16 protein-coding genes are annotated in these 16513 nt (G+C 43.3%); 3 read left to right on the top strand and 13 right to left on the bottom strand.

Annotated features, from left to right (window positions below):
* Positions 1-16: 16 nt before the first annotated feature.
* The 5 genes from QVO88_RS09625 to QVO88_RS09605 all read right to left on the bottom strand — a co-directional run bounded on the left by QVO88_RS09625 (position 17) and on the right by QVO88_RS09605 (position 6576).
* Entirely contained in the window at positions 17-214 is a 198-nt protein-coding gene (locus QVO88_RS09625) for a hypothetical protein (protein WP_265290660.1), read from the bottom strand.
* Positions 215-248: 34 nt separating this feature from the next.
* The gene (locus tag QVO88_RS09620; RefSeq protein ID WP_022288266.1) at positions 249-533 is read right to left on the bottom strand and encodes a transposase; all 285 of its coding nucleotides are present in this window, start codon (positions 531-533) and stop codon (positions 249-251) included.
* Positions 534-637: 104 nt separating this feature from the next.
* Positions 638-2980 carry a VWA domain-containing protein gene (locus tag QVO88_RS09615; protein WP_022288265.1) on the bottom strand — a complete coding sequence of 781 codons (2343 nt, stop codon included), beginning with the start codon at positions 2978-2980 and terminating at the stop codon, positions 638-640.
* Positions 2981-3230: 250 nt separating this feature from the next.
* On the bottom strand, positions 3231-5852 hold the full coding sequence (clpB, locus tag QVO88_RS09610) for an ATP-dependent chaperone ClpB (RefSeq protein ID WP_022288264.1): 2622 nt from the start codon (positions 5850-5852) through the stop codon (positions 3231-3233).
* Between the two features lie 67 nt (positions 5853-5919).
* Positions 5920-6576 carry a hypothetical protein gene (locus QVO88_RS09605; RefSeq protein ID WP_117857815.1) on the bottom strand — a complete coding sequence of 219 codons (657 nt, stop codon included), beginning with the start codon at positions 6574-6576 and terminating at the stop codon, positions 5920-5922.
* A 218-nt stretch (positions 6577-6794) separates the two neighbouring features.
* Here QVO88_RS09605 and QVO88_RS09600 point away from each other — a divergent pair, with 218 nt between their 5' ends.
* Positions 6795-7451, top strand: coding sequence for an HAD family phosphatase (locus QVO88_RS09600; RefSeq protein ID WP_022288262.1), 657 nt, complete (start codon positions 6795-6797; stop codon positions 7449-7451).
* A 245-nt stretch (positions 7452-7696) separates the two neighbouring features.
* Here the strand turns inward: QVO88_RS09600 and QVO88_RS09595 are convergent, their stop codons facing one another.
* The 3 genes from QVO88_RS09595 to QVO88_RS09585 form a co-directional block, all read right to left on the bottom strand.
* The gene (locus tag QVO88_RS09595) at positions 7697-8830 is read right to left on the bottom strand and encodes a D-alanyl-D-alanine carboxypeptidase family protein (protein ID WP_022288261.1); all 1134 of its coding nucleotides are present in this window, start codon (positions 8828-8830) and stop codon (positions 7697-7699) included.
* A gap of 26 nt (positions 8831-8856) precedes the next feature.
* Positions 8857-9312, bottom strand: coding sequence for a CBS domain-containing protein (locus QVO88_RS09590; RefSeq protein ID WP_022288260.1), 456 nt, complete (start codon positions 9310-9312; stop codon positions 8857-8859).
* Between the two features lie 151 nt (positions 9313-9463).
* Positions 9464-10372 (bottom strand): hypothetical protein, encoded by a 909-nt coding sequence (locus QVO88_RS09585; RefSeq protein ID WP_022288259.1) that lies wholly within the window; start codon positions 10370-10372, stop codon positions 9464-9466.
* A 285-nt stretch (positions 10373-10657) separates the two neighbouring features.
* Between QVO88_RS09585 and QVO88_RS09580 the strand changes: the two genes are divergently transcribed.
* On the top strand, positions 10658-11587 hold the full coding sequence (locus QVO88_RS09580) for an AEC family transporter (protein WP_022288258.1): 930 nt from the start codon (positions 10658-10660) through the stop codon (positions 11585-11587).
* Between the two features lie 435 nt (positions 11588-12022).
* Here the strand turns inward: QVO88_RS09580 and QVO88_RS09575 are convergent, their stop codons facing one another.
* The 3 genes from QVO88_RS09575 to QVO88_RS09565 form a co-directional block, all read right to left on the bottom strand.
* Positions 12023-12709: a DUF2461 domain-containing protein gene (locus QVO88_RS09575; RefSeq protein WP_022288257.1), complete on the bottom strand. Its 687-nt coding sequence runs from the start codon at positions 12707-12709 to the stop codon at positions 12023-12025.
* Positions 12710-12814: 105 nt separating this feature from the next.
* Positions 12815-13351 (bottom strand): flavodoxin family protein, encoded by a 537-nt coding sequence (locus tag QVO88_RS09570; RefSeq protein WP_022288256.1) that lies wholly within the window; start codon positions 13349-13351, stop codon positions 12815-12817.
* A gap of 16 nt (positions 13352-13367) precedes the next feature.
* Positions 13368-15119 carry a 1-deoxy-D-xylulose-5-phosphate synthase gene (locus QVO88_RS09565; protein ID WP_022288255.1) on the bottom strand — a complete coding sequence of 584 codons (1752 nt, stop codon included), beginning with the start codon at positions 15117-15119 and terminating at the stop codon, positions 13368-13370.
* A gap of 234 nt (positions 15120-15353) precedes the next feature.
* On the opposite strand from QVO88_RS09565, the gene QVO88_RS09560 reads away from it, so the two are divergent.
* Positions 15354-15539, top strand: coding sequence for a hypothetical protein (locus QVO88_RS09560; protein ID WP_022288254.1), 186 nt, complete (start codon positions 15354-15356; stop codon positions 15537-15539).
* On the opposite strand, the gene QVO88_RS09555 is transcribed toward QVO88_RS09560, so the two are convergent.
* Positions 15536-16231 (bottom strand): hypothetical protein, encoded by a 696-nt coding sequence (locus QVO88_RS09555; protein ID WP_022288253.1) that lies wholly within the window; start codon positions 16229-16231, stop codon positions 15536-15538. The two genes, QVO88_RS09560 and QVO88_RS09555, sit on opposite strands and share 4 nt — an antisense overlap.
* A gap of 87 nt (positions 16232-16318) precedes the next feature.
* On the bottom strand, positions 16319-16513 hold a 195-nt coding region (locus tag QVO88_RS09550), incomplete at its 5' end, for an RNaseH domain-containing protein (RefSeq protein WP_288177973.1).

The following is a 16513-nucleotide window of genomic DNA, read 5'->3' as shown; positions in this document are numbered from 1 at the left end:
AATACGAAGTCCTAATTTACAGAATATCTCCTTCAAAAATCTGTCCCGGAAGTTTTTTCTTCTCCATATACGGGAACTCTCTATCAAATGCCTCTGCTTCCTTTTCATTTACCAGATACCCTGCCGAAGGTGCATACTCTCCTGTAATTCCATTAAGATATCCCGGTATCAGTTCTTTGCACAGAAAGAAAGATGCATCCTCGCCTTCCGGCAATCCATGATAGCGGATGCCAAACTCGCTTGCCTGTTTAAATCCGCTTTTCCATAAAAATCAATATTTCCTTCAAAGCATACTGCTCCGCATCCAAGCTCTTTTGCTTTTTCCAGAGAATAATCCAGTGAAATCTTTCCTTACCCCTTCCTTTTAAGCTCCGGTGCAATACAGATTGTTCCCATGCTGCTACTCTATCATGATAGCATATGTCAAATTGACGTGCAGTTTCACGATAGCTTAACTTTTCTCTGTGCATTGTTTCCACTACTTTGATTTTGAATTCCGGTGTGTATCTTTTGTTCGGCTTTCCTTTTGGCATAAAAATGCCCCCTTTCGTTAGATTTTTTATTGGTATATTTCTATTATACCACATTGTCTAACAAAAGGGGAGCATTTCAAAAGCCGTTCCGTTTTTTGTTCTTATTAATGAGCTGTCACGTCAGAAAATTCTATGCCGACCTGCTTGCCCTCATATGTTGCAGAATACTCGAACGTTGTGCCAACAACTGTCGCCTTGCCATTGCTGTCTATCTTGAGCTTGCACTTCGGAAGCTTCTGGATATAAAGCTGTTTTGTTTCCCCAGGATAGTTGTTGTCATATATCTGAAGGATATATTTTCTGTGGCAATCAGAATCCTGAATAAGTCCGATAGCGTTCACTGTATGAGTATCGTCTATAGTTGTAACAACTGGTATGCCAAGGCTGAGCTGGTCTTCAAGCTTTTCAAAGCCCTTACTGTCGTTGTTAAGGTTATACTCTGACGAAGAATCGTCCCACTGGAGGGTGTTAAGTCTGTAGAGTGCCTTTGCGAACTCTGCGTCATTTGAGGAATAGCCGCCCCTTATTTTGTCAATGCCGTTTGCTATATCCATATCAAGCAGTTCTACCTTTTTCCAGCGGAGATTGCCGCCTGATATTTTCGTAACGTCCTTTACCCAGCCCTTGTTCTTGCTGTCATACTTATAGTCATCATTAAGGGTGAGAATATCCCCTGTGCAGGAATAGTCGAGATACTTTGTAACGTCTGAATATGTGCCCGCAAAAAGGTCTGAGGTTATCTTGCTAAGCGGCACTCTTTCGTCATACTGTTTACCAAAGTCTGTTCCGCTTATGTCATAGCCTGCGGCATTCACCTTTATGTCGCTCTTATCTGACGGAGTGATATCCCCAAGAGAAGTCTTTACATTTCCGAGATACCAATCTCTTGCCATAACAGCCATGCCGAAGTCAACACTTGCGGTAGTTGTTGTTCTGAAATTCTTGAATGAGAAGCCGTTCACCTTTGGATCAAAGCCTGTGTTGTAAAGTGAATAACCTCTTACGTTATCATCAGCGTTTGTGTATGTAACAATATCATAGTTCAGTGTAGTAACTATCTGCTTGTAAACGTCATTGAGGGCGTTTGCGTCAGAAGCTGAGTAATACTTTCCGCCTGTGGAATAAGCAAGCTCCTGAAGCCAATCTCTGTCAACATCTCTGCCAAGACCAACAGTGAGAACGATTATGTCCTTATCCTTTGCAGTATTTGCAAGGCTTGAAACGCTTGCAGGATTAAACTCGTCAGACTCGCCGTCTGTGAGCATCACGATGATATTTCTGTATTTTCCACCGGAAGTTGCCTTGAACTCGTCCATGCACTTTTTAAGAGCCGTCTGGCTGTGAGTGCCGTTAAATATCTCTTTCTCAGACTTTATCTTATCGAGAGCTTCCGTAAGCTTCGTCTTATCATCAGTGAAGTCTACCATCTTTTTGTAGCTTCCTGTGAACTTGCAAATGCCGACCTGATAGTGGCTCTCAAACTTGTCGATAAGATTCTTTGCAAATTCAAGACGCTTGAAGTCAACATCATTCTCAGAAGAAGTTACACACTGCTCCTTTGGATACATAGAGCCGGAGTTATCAACGAGGAAGCAGATCCTTGTTGTGGCTTCATCGTTTACAGTTTTCTCAACGCCTACCACATAAGTGCCAAGCTCTGTAAGAGAAGCAGAAACTGTCTTTTTGCTCTTGTCTGCCTTTGAATCCACCTTTGTGTAAAGGGTCGAGCGTGAATCAAATCTCAGCACTGTAAGGTCATCAAATGAATATCCCATTTTACTCAGCTTTGCAGAGTCGATATCGAAAGTTATCTTTGCCGAGTTGAACTTATAGTCAGAATAAGCGTCATAAGCCTTTGTGACGATACTTGCATTTGAAGAGATACCAAAGAGGTCAAGTTCAACGAGGGTCGCACTGGCAGCGTTTGCATCGCCCTTTATTTCAAGGCGGCAGTCCCCTGCATTTTTTTCCACTGTAAGCTCTCTTTCAGCGTCATTGGTCTTTCCGTCAGACTTTGACTCTCTCGGATTTGTGCCTGCCATAAGCTCATAGCCGTCAAGAAGACCGTCACCGTCAGTATCGGCTTCAATAGGGTTCGTGCCTAGCTTTATCTCATCGCCGTCGCTTATTCCGTCATTGTCAGTATCCTCGCTTTGAAGATTAGTGCCATGACGTACCTCATCGGCATTCTTTATGCCGTCACCGTCCCAGTCCTGATCGTCAGAAAACTCCGACTCCTTGAAGGTAGTGCTTATATCAAGCTTTGTTATGACCGATTTCGCCATGGCGATACGGTTATTTTCCCTTATTTTCAGACCCACGACAACACAGGCAGCCACAAGGAACGCAAGCACTATACACAGCACCAGCAATGCTATCTTCTTTTTGCGCTTTCCTCTGTTCATGCTCTGAACAAAATCATTCGTATCAGAAAAATTTGCTTTCATAAATATTAATTCCCCTTATCAGATCACATATTTCACGATATTAATATTTTAGCATATATGTATCTCATTTGCAAGCAAAATAGCCTAGAATAATTCACAAAATAAACTGTTCTTTTTTGTTTACAAACAGTATATCTTACCAAAACATTAACAAGATAATTCTTTTATTATTAACCTAAAATAAATTAAAACCTTCTTTTTCCACAAAAAAGGGCAGCTCCTCTCGGAACTGCCCTTTGGCATAATACTATCACTCTTCTGTAACAGTATTATAAATAACGTTCACAACGAAGTCCTTGTCATAATCTACCTGCAAGATAGAATCAGGCTCAAGCTCGTCTGCAATGATCTTCTTTGCAATAAGAGTTTCGATACGTCTTTGGATAAACCTCTTGAGAGGTCTTGCACCGAAGTTCTGATCGTAGCCCTGATTTACGATAGCTTCCTTAGCGGCGTCTGTTACCTCTATGCTGAGCCTCTTGTCTTCAAGACGCTTGCCAAGCTCTGCAAGCATAAGGTCAACTATCTTGTATATCTCCGTCTTCATAAGAGGCTTGTAGTAGATTATATCGTCAAGTCTGTTAAGAAACTCAGGTCTGAACTGCTGTTTCAGCAGAGCGTCCACCTTGTCCCTTGCTTCCTGAGATATCTCGCCCTCAGGTGTGATACCCTCAAGGATATAAGGAGAACCAAGGTTTGAAGTGAGGATTATGATAGTGTTCTTGAAGTCAACCGTTCTGCCCTGTGAGTCTGTGATACGTCCGTCGTCAAGCACCTGCAAAAGGATATTGAAAACGTCAGGGTGAGCCTTTTCAATCTCGTCAAGAAGAACTACTGAATAAGGCTTTCTTCTTACAGCCTCGGTGAGCTGACCGCCCTCCTCATAGCCTACATATCCCGGAGGCGCTCCGATAAGACGGCTTACGCTGAATTTCTCCATGTACTCCGACATATCTATACGAACGATATTGTTCTCGTCGTCAAACAATGCCTGCGCAAGAGTTTTTGCAAGCTCTGTTTTACCAACGCCTGTAGGACCAAGGAACAGGAACGAACCTATCGGCTGATTTGGATTTGCGATACCGGCACGAGATCTCATGATAGCCTCAGACACACGCTCAACGGCTTCGTCCTGACCGATAACTCTCTCGTGGAGGATATCAGGCAGGTGCAAAAGCTTCTCACGCTCGCCCTCCATAAGCTTTGCAACAGGGATACCTGTCCAGCGGCAGATTATCCTTGCGATCTCTTCCTCTGTTACCTTATCTCTTAGCAGAGTGTTCTTTGTCTTTGACTTCTCTGCCTTTTCTTCTTCCTCGGCAAGCTGCTTCTGCAAGTCAGCCATTCTGCCATATTTCAGCTCTGCAAGCTTGTTAAGGTCATATTCACGCTCTGCTCTCTCGATATCCTTTGAGCATTGCTCGATATCCTCACGGAGCTTCTGCACCTTAGAGATAGCAGACTTCTCATTCTCCCATTTAGCTTTCATCTCATTGAACTGCTCACGCATTTCTGAAAGCTCTTTCTGCACCTCATGGAGATGTTCAACTGCAAGCTTATCAGTTTCCTTTTTAAGGACAGTTTCCTCTATCTCGTGCTGGAGTATCTTACGTCTTATCTCATCAAGCTCAGTCGGCATTGAGTCCATTTCCGTTCTGATGAGTGCGCAGGCTTCGTCCACAAGATCAATAGCCTTATCAGGGAGAAATCTGTCTGTAATATATCTGTTTGAAAGAACAGCCGCCGCAATAAGCGCCTGATCCTGAATTTTTACGCCGTGGAATACTTCGTATCTTTCTTTCAGACCACGAAGTATAGAGATAGTGTCCTCAACTGTCGGCTCGTCAACCATAACAGGCTGGAAACGTCTTTCAAGAGCGGCGTCCTTTTCGATATACTGACGGTACTCGTTAAGAGTCGTTGCACCGATACAATGGAGTTCGCCCCTTGCAAGCATAGGTTTCAGCAAGTTGCCTGCGTCCATTGCGCCGTCTGACTTGCCTGCGCCAACGATATTGTGAAGCTCATCTATAAAGAGGATTATCCTGCCCTCAGACTTCTTTATCTCCTCAACGACAGCCTTAAATCTTTCCTCAAACTCGCCTCTGTATTTTGCGCCTGCGATAAGCGCACCCATATCAAGTGAGAAAACCTGTCTGTCTTTCAGGCTGTCAGGAACATCTCCGCTGACGATACGCTGAGCAAGGCCCTCCGCAATGGCGGTCTTACCAACGCCAGGCTCACCAATAAGGCAAGGATTGTTCTTTGTTTTTCTTGAAAGTATCCTTATAACGTTTCTTATCTCGCTGTCTCTGCCGATAACAGGGTCAAGCTTGTTCTGTCTTGCAAGCTCCACAAGATCCTGACCGTACTTTTTCAGCACGTCATATGTTTCCTCAGGGTTCTGGCTCGTTACCTGAGCGTTTCCTCTTACAGCTTGAAGAACTTTCAGAAACTTTGTTTTTGTTACCCCAAAGGTCTTGAAAATCTCTTTTACTGCACTGTTAGGGCTGTCCATTATGCCCATAACAAGATGCTCTACTGAAACATACTCGTCCTTCATTCTTGAAGCTTCCGATTCGGCTTCCGCAAAAGCCTTGTCAAGGTCGCTTGAAATGTATACAGAGTCCTGCGCACGTCCGCCTACCTGTACCTTAGGTATATCGTCAACTGCTCTTGTAAGAGCCGCCTCTATATTTTCAGGGGCGATATCCATTTTTACAAAAAGCTGCGGCACAAGACCGTTTTCCTGTGAAAGCAAAGCCAACATAAGGTGCTGCTGGTCAACAGCCTGATTTGAGTTTCTTGAGGCAATGCTCTGCGCTTCCTGCAAAGCTTCCAATGATTTCTGTGTCAATTTCTGAGCGTTCATAAAATTACCTCCCTTATCATCTTAAAAAGATATATGCTCACAGCAGGCGGAATGCACCGCCCACCGTTTAAAGAACGACAACGCCTTTTTTCAGATATCTTTCATACATTTCAGATACCTTTCTTGCCGCCGTTTCAGGTTCTGCAGCGTTGTCAAAGTAAAGCTGAATACAGCTGTCCATACAGCTTATATAATCACCGATAGCGTTCGCTATATCCTCGTCGGTCAGCTCCGACTGAGGCGGTGCGTAAAAATCTCTTGTAAATCTGCCCTCGGCTGTTTCATAAGGCACGCCAGTAGTGAAAAGATACGAAAGATATTTTTCCTCAAGCCTTGCCCACAGCTTAAAAAAGCTGTCAAGCATTGAAATGAGCTGTGTGCTCTGAGTTCTGAAAGATACTTTCAGCCTGCCCACCTTTCCGTGAAAATCTCGGCTCAGCTCTATGCTGTATCGTATGGTCGGCTTATATTTATATCTCAACGGACTTTTTATAGACATCATAGCGTCAGAGGGCTGATTAAGGGTCTGAAACCTGCTGTCCATAAGCTGTTCTATTTTTGCGAATATCTCACGCATTCTTTTTTCAGGGGTGAGAAGCTGGACACGCTCTGCCAAAATCTGATTTATCAGATTTGAACGGCTGGTATTCATTGAATATGCCAGTCTGTCGATAGCCTCCACCACATCGTCTGCAAGCACCAGACTATACACGCTCTTGTTCACTTTGCTCTCATCCCTTTCTTTAAGGCATTGCCTTTTATCACTGTACTTATTATACCACATTCTAATAATTTGTCAATAGGATTATATAATTTTAATTACGAATTATATAGATGCACAATAGAATGTATGTTCTGCACCTCTAATTTGTGCAGTTTTATTGAAAACTTGTCAAAAGTGTGATATAATAACAGATACCAAGTTGGAAAGGCGTGATAAAAATGCTCAAAGGCGTTATATTTGATATGGACGGACTAATGATAGATACGGAAAAGCTGCTCACAAGGTTTTGGTGTGAGGCGGCGAATCATTACGGCTATCCAATGACAAAGGAACACGTTCTGGGCATACGCTCTCTTGCAGCGAAGTATGCTATCCCACATCTGAAAGGCATTTTCGGAGAGGATTTTGATTACTACAAAGTTCGTGCAAAGCGCATCGAGCTTATGAACGAGTTTATTAGGCAAAACGGCATAGAAAAGAAAAAGGGGCTTGATGAGCTTCTTGACTATCTTGACAGCACAGGGCTGAAAAAAGCCGTTGCCACTGCCACCGACCTACAGCGCACCACGCTGTATCTCAGCTCTATAAATATCATTGACAGATTTGACAAGCTTATCTGCGGAAACATGATAGAAAACGGCAAGCCTGCCCCTGACATTTATCTTGCCGCCGCAAAGGAGCTGGAGCTTGACCCTGGCGAGTGCATTGCCCTCGAGGACTCACCAAACGGCATACGCTCCGCGTATGCCGCAGGCTGCAAGCCTGTTATGATACCCGACCTTTCACAGCCTGACGAGGAAACAAAAAAGCTTCTGTATGCCTGCTGTGATGACCTTTCCAAGGTCATAGGTGTGATACAAAAGCTTTTAAGATGAATATTCTGCCAATTCATGTAGGGGCGAACATTGTTCGCCCGCTTTTTGTAAAAACCTTATAAAAATTGATACAATGTTACACGAATTGACACAAACGCTACATAGGGATAGTAAAACCGATAGCTTTATCACTTCGACGGGCGAACGCTGTTCGCCCCTACACTGACTACACTGATTTGCAAAATAAAATACAAAAATGCGGATACCTCCACGAGATATCCGCATTTATTTTTTATCCTACCTAATTAATCCTCGACCTCAGAAACAGAAGACGTGTCAGTGTCCGCCTTGCTGTCCTTGTCTTTATTATCAGAAGCCTTGCCACCCAGATACTTTTCATAAATAGCTATCTGATCCTCAACAGACTTCAGCTCGTCCTTAGACTTTGTTGTAACACAAATATATTTGTGTCCATTATCATCAAGTATAGTTGAAAGGGTGTACTTTGCTTCGTCGGTAAAGCCTGTCTTTCCGCCCTCGATGCTTATGCCGTCGTCAGCCTCGCCGTCACCGTCACAATCCACATAGTAGCCCTCAATTCTCTGTGCAACAATGCTTGTAAGCTCGATACCGTCCTTGTGCTGTTTTGTCTTTGAAGTTGTGTACTTTGTTGCTGTAAGCACTTCACGGCAAGTTTCGTTATCCATAGCCGCCTTTGTGATAACTGCGATATCCTGCGCTGTGGAATAATGATTTTTGTTGTGCAGACCGCTTGCATTCACAAACTTCGTGCCGGTAAGACCAAGCTCCTGGATCTTAGCGTTCATAAGCTCAACGAACTTCTCCTCTGAGCCTGCAACTGCGTTTGCAAGACCTGTTGTGCCGTCAGCACCGCTCACAAGGATAGCCGAATAAAGCAGGTCTTTCATTGTAACAGTTTCCCCGGCTTCAAAGCCTGCTCTTGATGCGTTGTCCTCGATAAGAGGGTCGATATCATCGCTTGTGAACTTATATGTAGCGTCCATATCCTGAATATTCTCTGCGGCTACAAGAAGCGTAAGCATCTTTGTAAGAGAAGCAGGATATACCTTTTTCTCGTAATTATAACCTGCAACTATCTCGTTTGTGTCAGCGTCAACAAGTATAGCTGAGTTTGCTGTCATACCCTTTATATTTATATCCTGATAATTTGCAGACTTCACAGGATAATTGCTCACAGGCTCTTCCACAACTGATGAAAGGTCGTCAACCTCTGAAACCTCCTCAGAAGAGCTTTCCTCAGGTTTGCTGTTCACCTTAACAACTGCGTCTGCCACCTTGCTTGCCTGAATGGTATATCTTCCAGTTACCACCAGTGCCGCCGAGCCAACAGCCACAAGCATTATAACTATAAGCACAGCAACTATAGCTGCACCGCCCTTTTTGTTTGTCCTCTTCATTTTTACAACAATTCCTTTCCTAGTGCTTATACTGCACCTATCTCCTCTTTTTCTTCCTTATGACCATATTTTGCTTCATACTCGTTAAGAGTATCGTGACAATATTTAAGTATATCTCTTCTCGTCACAATACCTATAAAAACTTCCCTGTCATCAATAACAGGCACAAAGTTCTGATCCATTGAAAGAAGTATCAGATCCTCGATAGTAGAATAAACATAGACGGGTTTCATTCTAACACGCCTTGTTATCTCACTTATCCTATATTTTTCCAGCTCACGCATATCCTGAATGCCATTATTGAGCATGAACCACAGAAAGTCGCCCTCTGCAAGGGTCTTTACATATCTGCCCTCACGGTCGATAACAGGCACAGCGGTAAAGCTGTGATTTTTCATTTTCTCAAGAGCCTGCCTTGCTGTGTTGTCATCATAGACAAAATCCACGCAAGCCTTCGGCTTCAAAAACTTTAGTATATTCATTTATATATATCCTCTTGTAAGCATACGTTTTTATGCGGTAAAGACCGCACCTATAATTATACCAAAAAAACGCATACAAGTAAAGCATAGAGAGGGCATTTTCCGCCCTGCGTTTTCAACAAATCTCCACGCTGAAATTGTGCATTTTGACTTACTGCTGTGCAGACTTGTAGCCGTATGTGTAAACAATGCTCACAAAGCTGTCATAGGATATAGTCTTAAGATCGTCCGTCTGATATCCCCCTGCACTGAGATCGTCTGTTGTAACGCCTGCTTTGTTTAAGATACCCTGACAATAGCCAAGCCTCTGATCCTCTGACATACTGTCAAAGTCCACAAGACTTGTCGCCTGAGATACGTCAAACAGGCTGTCGTCAGCGTCCCCTGAAAGCTCGTCAACAGTGTATTCTGAAACTGTATCATCTGAGCCTTCAATGGTAAAGGTCTGCGTGTATTTTTTTAAGCTTCCGTCAGATTTATCAAAATACAGGTCGATAGCAGTAATGTATGTGTCGCCCGTATAAGTGTACTCCTCGATATCGAAATCATCCGCCTCATCACTGTTTATATGACCATAGGTTCTCGGCAGGTTTTGCTTGACTATGCTTTCAAGAACACCGTCAAGCTCCGTCACGTCTGACTTGTGATAAACACCGGTCACGTTATCGTAATCATATCCTGCTCCGTCAACATAGATAAATCCGCTGGTGCCTATATCCGATGTGACTTTCAGATAGATGTTTCCGCCCTTTTTGGCTCTTACTACCTCCTGCTTTGAGCCGTCGGCCTCTGTGCAGGTCGTTTTCAGAGTGTAGTCACCGTCAAAGATCGCAGCAGTTTTTTTAATAAGCTCACCCTGCTCGTTCAATACCTTACTATCCGCATCACTCTCGTTACCCTTGCTGTCCTCAGACTTTGCGCTGTCGGCATTGTCGGCTGTTGAAACGTTCGCCTTGCTCTCTGTGGCAGAAGAGCTGTCCTTACTATCCTTTGAACAGCCCGCTGCACACAAGCATACCACGCAAGCGCAGAGAGCCGCACATATTTTCTTTATGTCCATATGTAAATATCCTTTCAGACCATGTACTATATTTCTTTTTCAAGACAATACTGCTCTTAACATTATACACCCCTTAAACTTTTATGTCAAGAGATAAGGCAGAGCGTAAAGATCGGTGAATTATTTGCTATTTTACCTTATTTACGCACATAAAAATCACAAAAATCACCTATCAATGTATACTGTGAGTTCATGCTTTTTTCACAAAAGTCTGATATAATATTTGGGTATTCTGACGAAAGAGCACCTAAAGAAGAAAAATATATGTGAAAGAGGAAGTAAAGAATGGAAGCAGGTCTGATAATCGGAAACCAAATAATAATAATGTTCATCATCCTTATTATAGGCGCATTTTGCTATTTAAAAGGGATAATCACAAAGGACGGTACAAAACAGTTGTCCTCATTCGCACTGAATATAATCAATCCTGTGCTTATATTCATGTCCTATCAGTCAAAATATGACAAGACCCTTGTTCATGGTCTGCTGTGGTCGTTTCTGCTGTCAGCGATATCCTATGCAGTGACTATCTTGCTCACCTATGTTCTTATAAGAAAAAAGACTCCCGACCTTGCGGTGGAGCGTGTTTCGTCAATATATTCAAACTGTGCATTCATGTGCATACCCCTTATAAACGGCATTTACGGCTCAGAGGGCGTTTTGTATCTTACAGCGTATCTTACGTTCTTCAACGTCCTTATCTGGACGCACGGACTTATGACAATGAAAGGCGAGCGTGACTTTTCTTCTCTTGTGAAAGCCCTTATCTCACCGTCAGTTATAGCCGTTGTGGTCGGTCTTATTTGCTATCTTACAAATGTCAGACTGCCGAAAGTTCCTGCAACAGCTTTGCAGTACATAGCAGATATGAACACGCCTATCGCCATGGTGATAGCAGGTGCAACAGCCGCACAGACCAACGTTTTGAAAGCCCTTCAAAACCGCCGTATCTACTACGTTTCACTGTGCAAGCTCATAATACTCCCTGTGGCAGGCTTCTTTGCAATGTGGATACTTGATCCTCCTCCGATAGTTCTTATGACAGTTACCATAGCCGCCGCCTGCCCTGCAGCGACCATGTGTACAATGTTCGCTGTAAACCTTGACAAAGACCCTAAAACAGCCTCAGAGATCTTTACAGTCACCACTATCCTCAGTGCTGTAACTCTGCCGCTTATAACTATCTTTGCCGACAGACTTACATATCATATTTAAAGTCAGCCTAAGCAAACATATCCATATAAACAAAAAGACCTGTCAGCATTTCGCTGCACAGGCTGTGAAAAGATAAATAAGCTACGCTCTGCAATGCTTTCCGAAAACCTCGGAGAGCATTTTTTTATCACTCTTTTTGCTGCACCGCAGGTAATTCTATAAAAAGCCTGCCGCACACACTGATCCCCTTCATGACAACACCGTTTAAAGAGATTTCAAACGTCTTGCCTTTATAATTTTTTATCCACCCATAGTATACACCTTACTTCATCGGTGCCTCGGATAATAAAAGTATAACATATAATCAATTCACTGTCAATATTTCTTTGAACAAATAGCATATAAATTGTATATTTCAATAAAACAACCAGAAAATTTATAGCGTTTTACACAAAATTGTCAGAAAGCATTCTCAAACAAGACACAATTTCTCCGCTATTTTACTTTTTTCTGCAAAATATTATCCTCCGCCCTCATAAAAAATCTGTATACATCTCCAAGAGAAGCAAGGTCACTGCATACTGTGTCCAGCAAGTTCACGTTGAAAAGCAGCTTAGGGTCTTCACTGTCACAGCTTACACCGATATCCTTTTTATTGAGCCACAAAGCGTCCTCACGGCTAGCATTTGGAAAATGGTCACGCTTATACTCGTCACCGAACAAAACAAACTTGCTGTTGTCTTTCAGCGCCTTGTAAGCCTTTTTATATTCCTGCGCCCCTGCAAGTATCATCGCCCTCATTTCGTCCATGCTTTCTCTGTCGGTTTTGTAATATCCACAACCATAGCCGAAACCATGGGTAGAGATATAGAAATAAAACTCAGGCATGGGGTGATATTCGCTTTTGTCACGCTGGCATTTCAAAGAACACCACACGCTCTCTCTGAATATCGGTCCGCCCTTGTTGTAACGTGCGTCTTTGTAAAGCCTTGATATCTTTTTCGGGTTGCATACTATCCTGCTGTCAATATCGTTCATTATAGGTGTGAGCGCAGTGATAAGCTCTGCAAAAGGCTCTTCTATGAGCCTGTGATAATCCGCCTTATGCTCCTTGAACCATTCCTTGCTATCTCTCGTGTGATTTTCAAATAAAAAGCCGATAGCCTCTTCACTAAATAACATTTTTCTCTCTCCTTGATGTTTCTAAACTTATTATAGTATATCACGATTTGCATTTTTAATCAAGAAAAAAGAGCCTGCCAAAGCAAGCTCTCTTCCAAATGGATTTTATGAATGAAGTCCCATTTCGTAAGCGGTTTTCATGTGTGCACTGCTCTGCACTTCGCCCTTGTCCCACACGCCTGTGCCGTAAAGGATACCCTTTTCAACAGCCCCGTCAAGACAGTCAAGAGTAAATCCCCTTATGCTCTCAACTGTCTTTTCAAGGTTAGCGGCATTGGTATCAGCCGCAGTGAGTATATAATACACTTCTTTATTTACCATTTCAGTGTATCTCGGCACTGTTCTGTCAATGAGTGTCTTGAGCTGGGCGTCCATGGTGTAGAAATAAACAGGCGTTGCAAAAACGATAACGTCAGCGTTCACCATTTTGTCCATTATCTCCGCCATATCGTCTTTCTGCACGCACTTGTGAGTGCTGTTGCAAACGCCGCAGCCTGTGCAGTAGTTCACCTTAAAGTTCCTGAGAAATATTTTTTCCGCCTTGTGTCCTGCCTGCTGTGCACCCTTTATGAACTCATCGCAAAGCACGTCGGAATTTCCGCCCTTTCTAGGGCTTGCGGATATAACAAGTATATTTTTCATATTGTCACCTCAAAGATCAAAGAGTTTTTATAACGTCCTCAGCTATCTGCTCAGGGGTAAGATGATTTTCTTTCAGCACCTCGGCAGGATCATAGCGGTCATAGAACTTCTTTTCAAGACCAAAGCAAAGGGTCTTTACATCACTGTCGCCGTAAAATCTTGCTATCTTCTCGCCAAAGCCGCCCTCAAGAACGCCGTCCTCAAGAGTGATAACGGTCTTGTGGTCAGCCTTAAGGCTTTCAAGCATTTCCTTGTCAATGCCTGTGATGTAGTAAGGGTTTATTACAGTAGCCTTGACACCTGTTTTTTCCTCGATAAGCTTTGCAGCCTCAACGCCCAAGCCGTAGAATGAACCCAGTGCGATAACAGCAACCTGACTGCCCTTCTGTGTCATCTCATACTTGTTGAGCTTTGAAAGATCCTTTGTGAAAGGCTTGCCATCTGAAACAAGGCTTGCAGGAACTCTTATTGCAACAGGGTGTTCGTTCTGTTCAAGGGACCAATCCAGCATTGCAAGATATTCTTCCTTTGTTACAGGTGCAAGATAAACAAGCTCAGGGATATTTGATATCATCGGTATATCGTAAATTCCAAGGTGAGTAACGTCACTCATGCCGTAAACCGAAGCCGCAAAAACAGCTATTGTAACAGGACTTTTATTTATGCAAACGTCCTGAGAAAGCTGGTCGTAGGCACGCTGTATAAACGAGCTGTAAACACCGTAGAAAGGCTTTCCTCCGTTCTTTGCTATACCTGAGGCAAGTGCCATTGCGTGTTCCTCCGCAATGCCCACGTCCATAAACTGCTTGCCTGCTTTCTTTCTGACATCAGGAGTGAAGCCGAAAACCGTCGGAGTAGCGGAGGTTATAGCACACACGGACTTGTCAGCCTGCATTTTCTCAAGGAGATAATTGCAGGTAACAGTTCCGTAATCCTCGCCCTCAGGATTGTAAAGGGACTTGCCTGTTTCAGGGTCGAACGGCATATGCCAGTGCCATGTTTCCTTATCCTTTTCCGCAGGAGCATAGCCCTTACCCTTTTGTGTTACAATGTGAACAACAACTGGCTTTTTGCTGTCCTTTACGCCCTCAAAAGCCTCAATAAGCGAAGGAATATCGTTGCCGTCCTTAACGAAAACATAGTCAAGACCCATTGCCTTGAAAAGGTTACATTCAGCCTTGCCCTCGGTATCACGAAGAAGCTTGAGATTTCTGTACATACCGCCGTGGTTTTCTGCGATAGACATATCGTTATCGTTCACAACGATTATGAAGTTTGTATCCATTTCCCCTGCAAAGTCGATACCCTCCAGAGCTTCGCCACCGCTGAGAGAGCCGTCGCCGATAACAGCGATAACATTGCCCTCCTCACCCTTGAGATCTCTGGCCTTTGCAAGACCGCTTGCAAGACTCACAGAAGTGGAAGTATGGCCAACCGTAAACAAGTCATGCTCGCTCTCCTCTGGGTTTGTGTAGCCTGAGATATCATCGAACTTGTCAGCGTCAAGGTAGGACTCCTTTCTGCCTGTGAGAATTTTATGTGGATAGCTTTGATGTGAAACGTCAAAAACTATCTTATCCTTAGGGGACTCAAAAACATAGTGCATTGCGATAGTGGCTTCCACCATGCCGAAGTTAGGGCCAAAATGTCCACCATGCTTGCTGAGCCTGAAAAGCAGAGCCTTTCTCATTTCCTCAGCCAGCGCTGTCATTTCATCAACAGTGAGCTTTTTAACGTCAGCAGGTGAGTTTATTTTTTCAAGATACATTTTCATTTCCTCCTGTTTCACTTATAATTTTTCTTAGCTTTAGCTTACTTATATTGTACCACCTGGAGTTAGCTCTAAGTCAACAGGTTGTAGAGATATTTTACATTTTATTAACAATCAACCTAGCAAAAAAGCACGGTCATGTGCCGTGCTTAGTATATTTCTCTTGAAAAAATTTAATGCTGTGCTATAATTATAGTATCACCAATATCACACCGGAAAGGTCTTGAAAGCATGAAATACAAAGTTATAGACATAAGTGAGGAGGATTACGGCTGCGAGGGTATACCGGAGGACAGCGAACTCATGTGCAGTGTTTTGATCGAAAGCTCTGACGGCACACAAAAATGGTTGAAAATAGCTGACCGATATCTCAGAGAAAACGACATTGATATAGGCAGTGTCATCACTGCAGACTAGCCTGCCTCCCCTGGAATATCACGCATTATCCACGCAAGCTGTTCTTCTGTAGGCTCTTCTATCTCATAGCCGTTGACATTGTCGCCCTTGAAACAGTTTTGATACAGCTCCACCCATGCAAATGTTGACAGTTTGCAATCAGAATAGATTTCTTTTTCACCTTTGTACGGCAGATCTTCAGGATAGCAGGTCTTGATAATAGGATTTCCATAAGGGGTGCAGTCCTCGAACTTATCCTTATCGCTCCCAAAAGTGTCTTTACAGCACACTCCCCTCAATGAGTATCTTGCCACAAGATACTTTTCACCCTCCTCATCAGGGTTCTTTTTAAACGCTATCTGCGCCAGCTCGACAATAGCTTCTGCGGCGTATATAGGATAAGGAATTAAATATCCGTTGTGAAGCTCAAAGATCTTGTCCTCGTAATGAAAAGTCTTTCGCTTTTCGATAGTGCCATATTCTGCATACTGAAAAATGTTCAGCTCAGGGTCATCGGAGTAATAGTCGGTGACAATTTCCCCTGCCTTACTGCGGAAATAGCGTTGTTTCTGCGCTTCAAGCTGGTTCGATTCCACATTTTCATCAGAAAAATAATTGTGTTCAAATTCGTCGATATCCTCAGTAAAAAACGAAGCTGTGCCGCTTGTGCAAGAGGGACAGTTGGCGTCAAACAAGGTTATTTTGTATATCATATGGATTTCCTTTCTTAAAAGCAGTGCCAAGCATTTCGGTACTGCTTTTATTATATTCTATTATGTTCCCATTTGAGGTAAATAAGACTATTTTTCTTTGTCGCAAAGGAGAAAATATTCGCTCATGAGTTTGGCAAGGTGCAACGGCGCAGGCAGGCGGACAGATTGCCTGGAGGGATTTTCAGGCATAAGCTCTCTCAGTAGATTTGCATATCCCACCCACTGCTTAGGGTCGTCCTCCTCCCTGAGTTGCAGAGGATAATATTCCATAAGGGCGCATTC

Source organism: Ruminococcus sp. CAG:57, from assembly GCF_000435935.1.
GTDB lineage: Bacteria > Bacillota > Clostridia > Oscillospirales > Ruminococcaceae > Hominimerdicola > Hominimerdicola aceti.
Note: the sequence above shows the minus strand (reverse complement) of the source record. Positions and strands in the feature narration are given on the sequence as shown.

What these genes read in the sequence shown, in the direction of transcription:
- QVO88_RS09565 (WP_022288255.1), bottom strand. Translation starts at nt 15,119, where the DNA reads ATGTATCTTGAAAAAATAAACTCACCTGCTGACGTTAAAAAGCTCACT.
- QVO88_RS09590 (WP_022288260.1), bottom strand. Translation starts at nt 9,312, where the DNA reads ATGAATATACTAAAGTTTTTGAAGCCGAAGGCTTGCGTGGATTTTGTC.
- QVO88_RS09580 (WP_022288258.1), top strand. Translation starts at nt 10,658, where the DNA reads ATGGAAGCAGGTCTGATAATCGGAAACCAAATAATAATAATGTTCATC.
- QVO88_RS09595 (WP_022288261.1), bottom strand. Translation starts at nt 8,830, where the DNA reads ATGAAGAGGACAAACAAAAAGGGCGGTGCAGCTATAGTTGCTGTGCTT.
- QVO88_RS09575 (WP_022288257.1), bottom strand. Translation starts at nt 12,709, where the DNA reads ATGTTATTTAGTGAAGAGGCTATCGGCTTTTTATTTGAAAATCACACG.
- QVO88_RS09560 (WP_022288254.1), top strand. Translation starts at nt 15,354, where the DNA reads ATGAAATACAAAGTTATAGACATAAGTGAGGAGGATTACGGCTGCGAG.
- QVO88_RS09585 (WP_022288259.1), bottom strand. Translation starts at nt 10,372, where the DNA reads ATGGACATAAAGAAAATATGTGCGGCTCTCTGCGCTTGCGTGGTATGC.
- QVO88_RS09620 (WP_022288266.1), bottom strand. Translation starts at nt 533, where the DNA reads ATGCCAAAAGGAAAGCCGAACAAAAGATACACACCGGAATTCAAAATC.
- QVO88_RS09600 (WP_022288262.1), top strand. Translation starts at nt 6,795, where the DNA reads ATGCTCAAAGGCGTTATATTTGATATGGACGGACTAATGATAGATACG.
- QVO88_RS09615 (WP_022288265.1), bottom strand. Translation starts at nt 2,980, where the DNA reads ATGAAAGCAAATTTTTCTGATACGAATGATTTTGTTCAGAGCATGAAC.
- QVO88_RS09570 (WP_022288256.1), bottom strand. Translation starts at nt 13,351, where the DNA reads ATGAAAAATATACTTGTTATATCCGCAAGCCCTAGAAAGGGCGGAAAT.
- clpB (WP_022288264.1), bottom strand. Translation starts at nt 5,852, where the DNA reads ATGAACGCTCAGAAATTGACACAGAAATCATTGGAAGCTTTGCAGGAA.
- QVO88_RS09555 (WP_022288253.1), bottom strand. Translation starts at nt 16,231, where the DNA reads ATGATATACAAAATAACCTTGTTTGACGCCAACTGTCCCTCTTGCACA.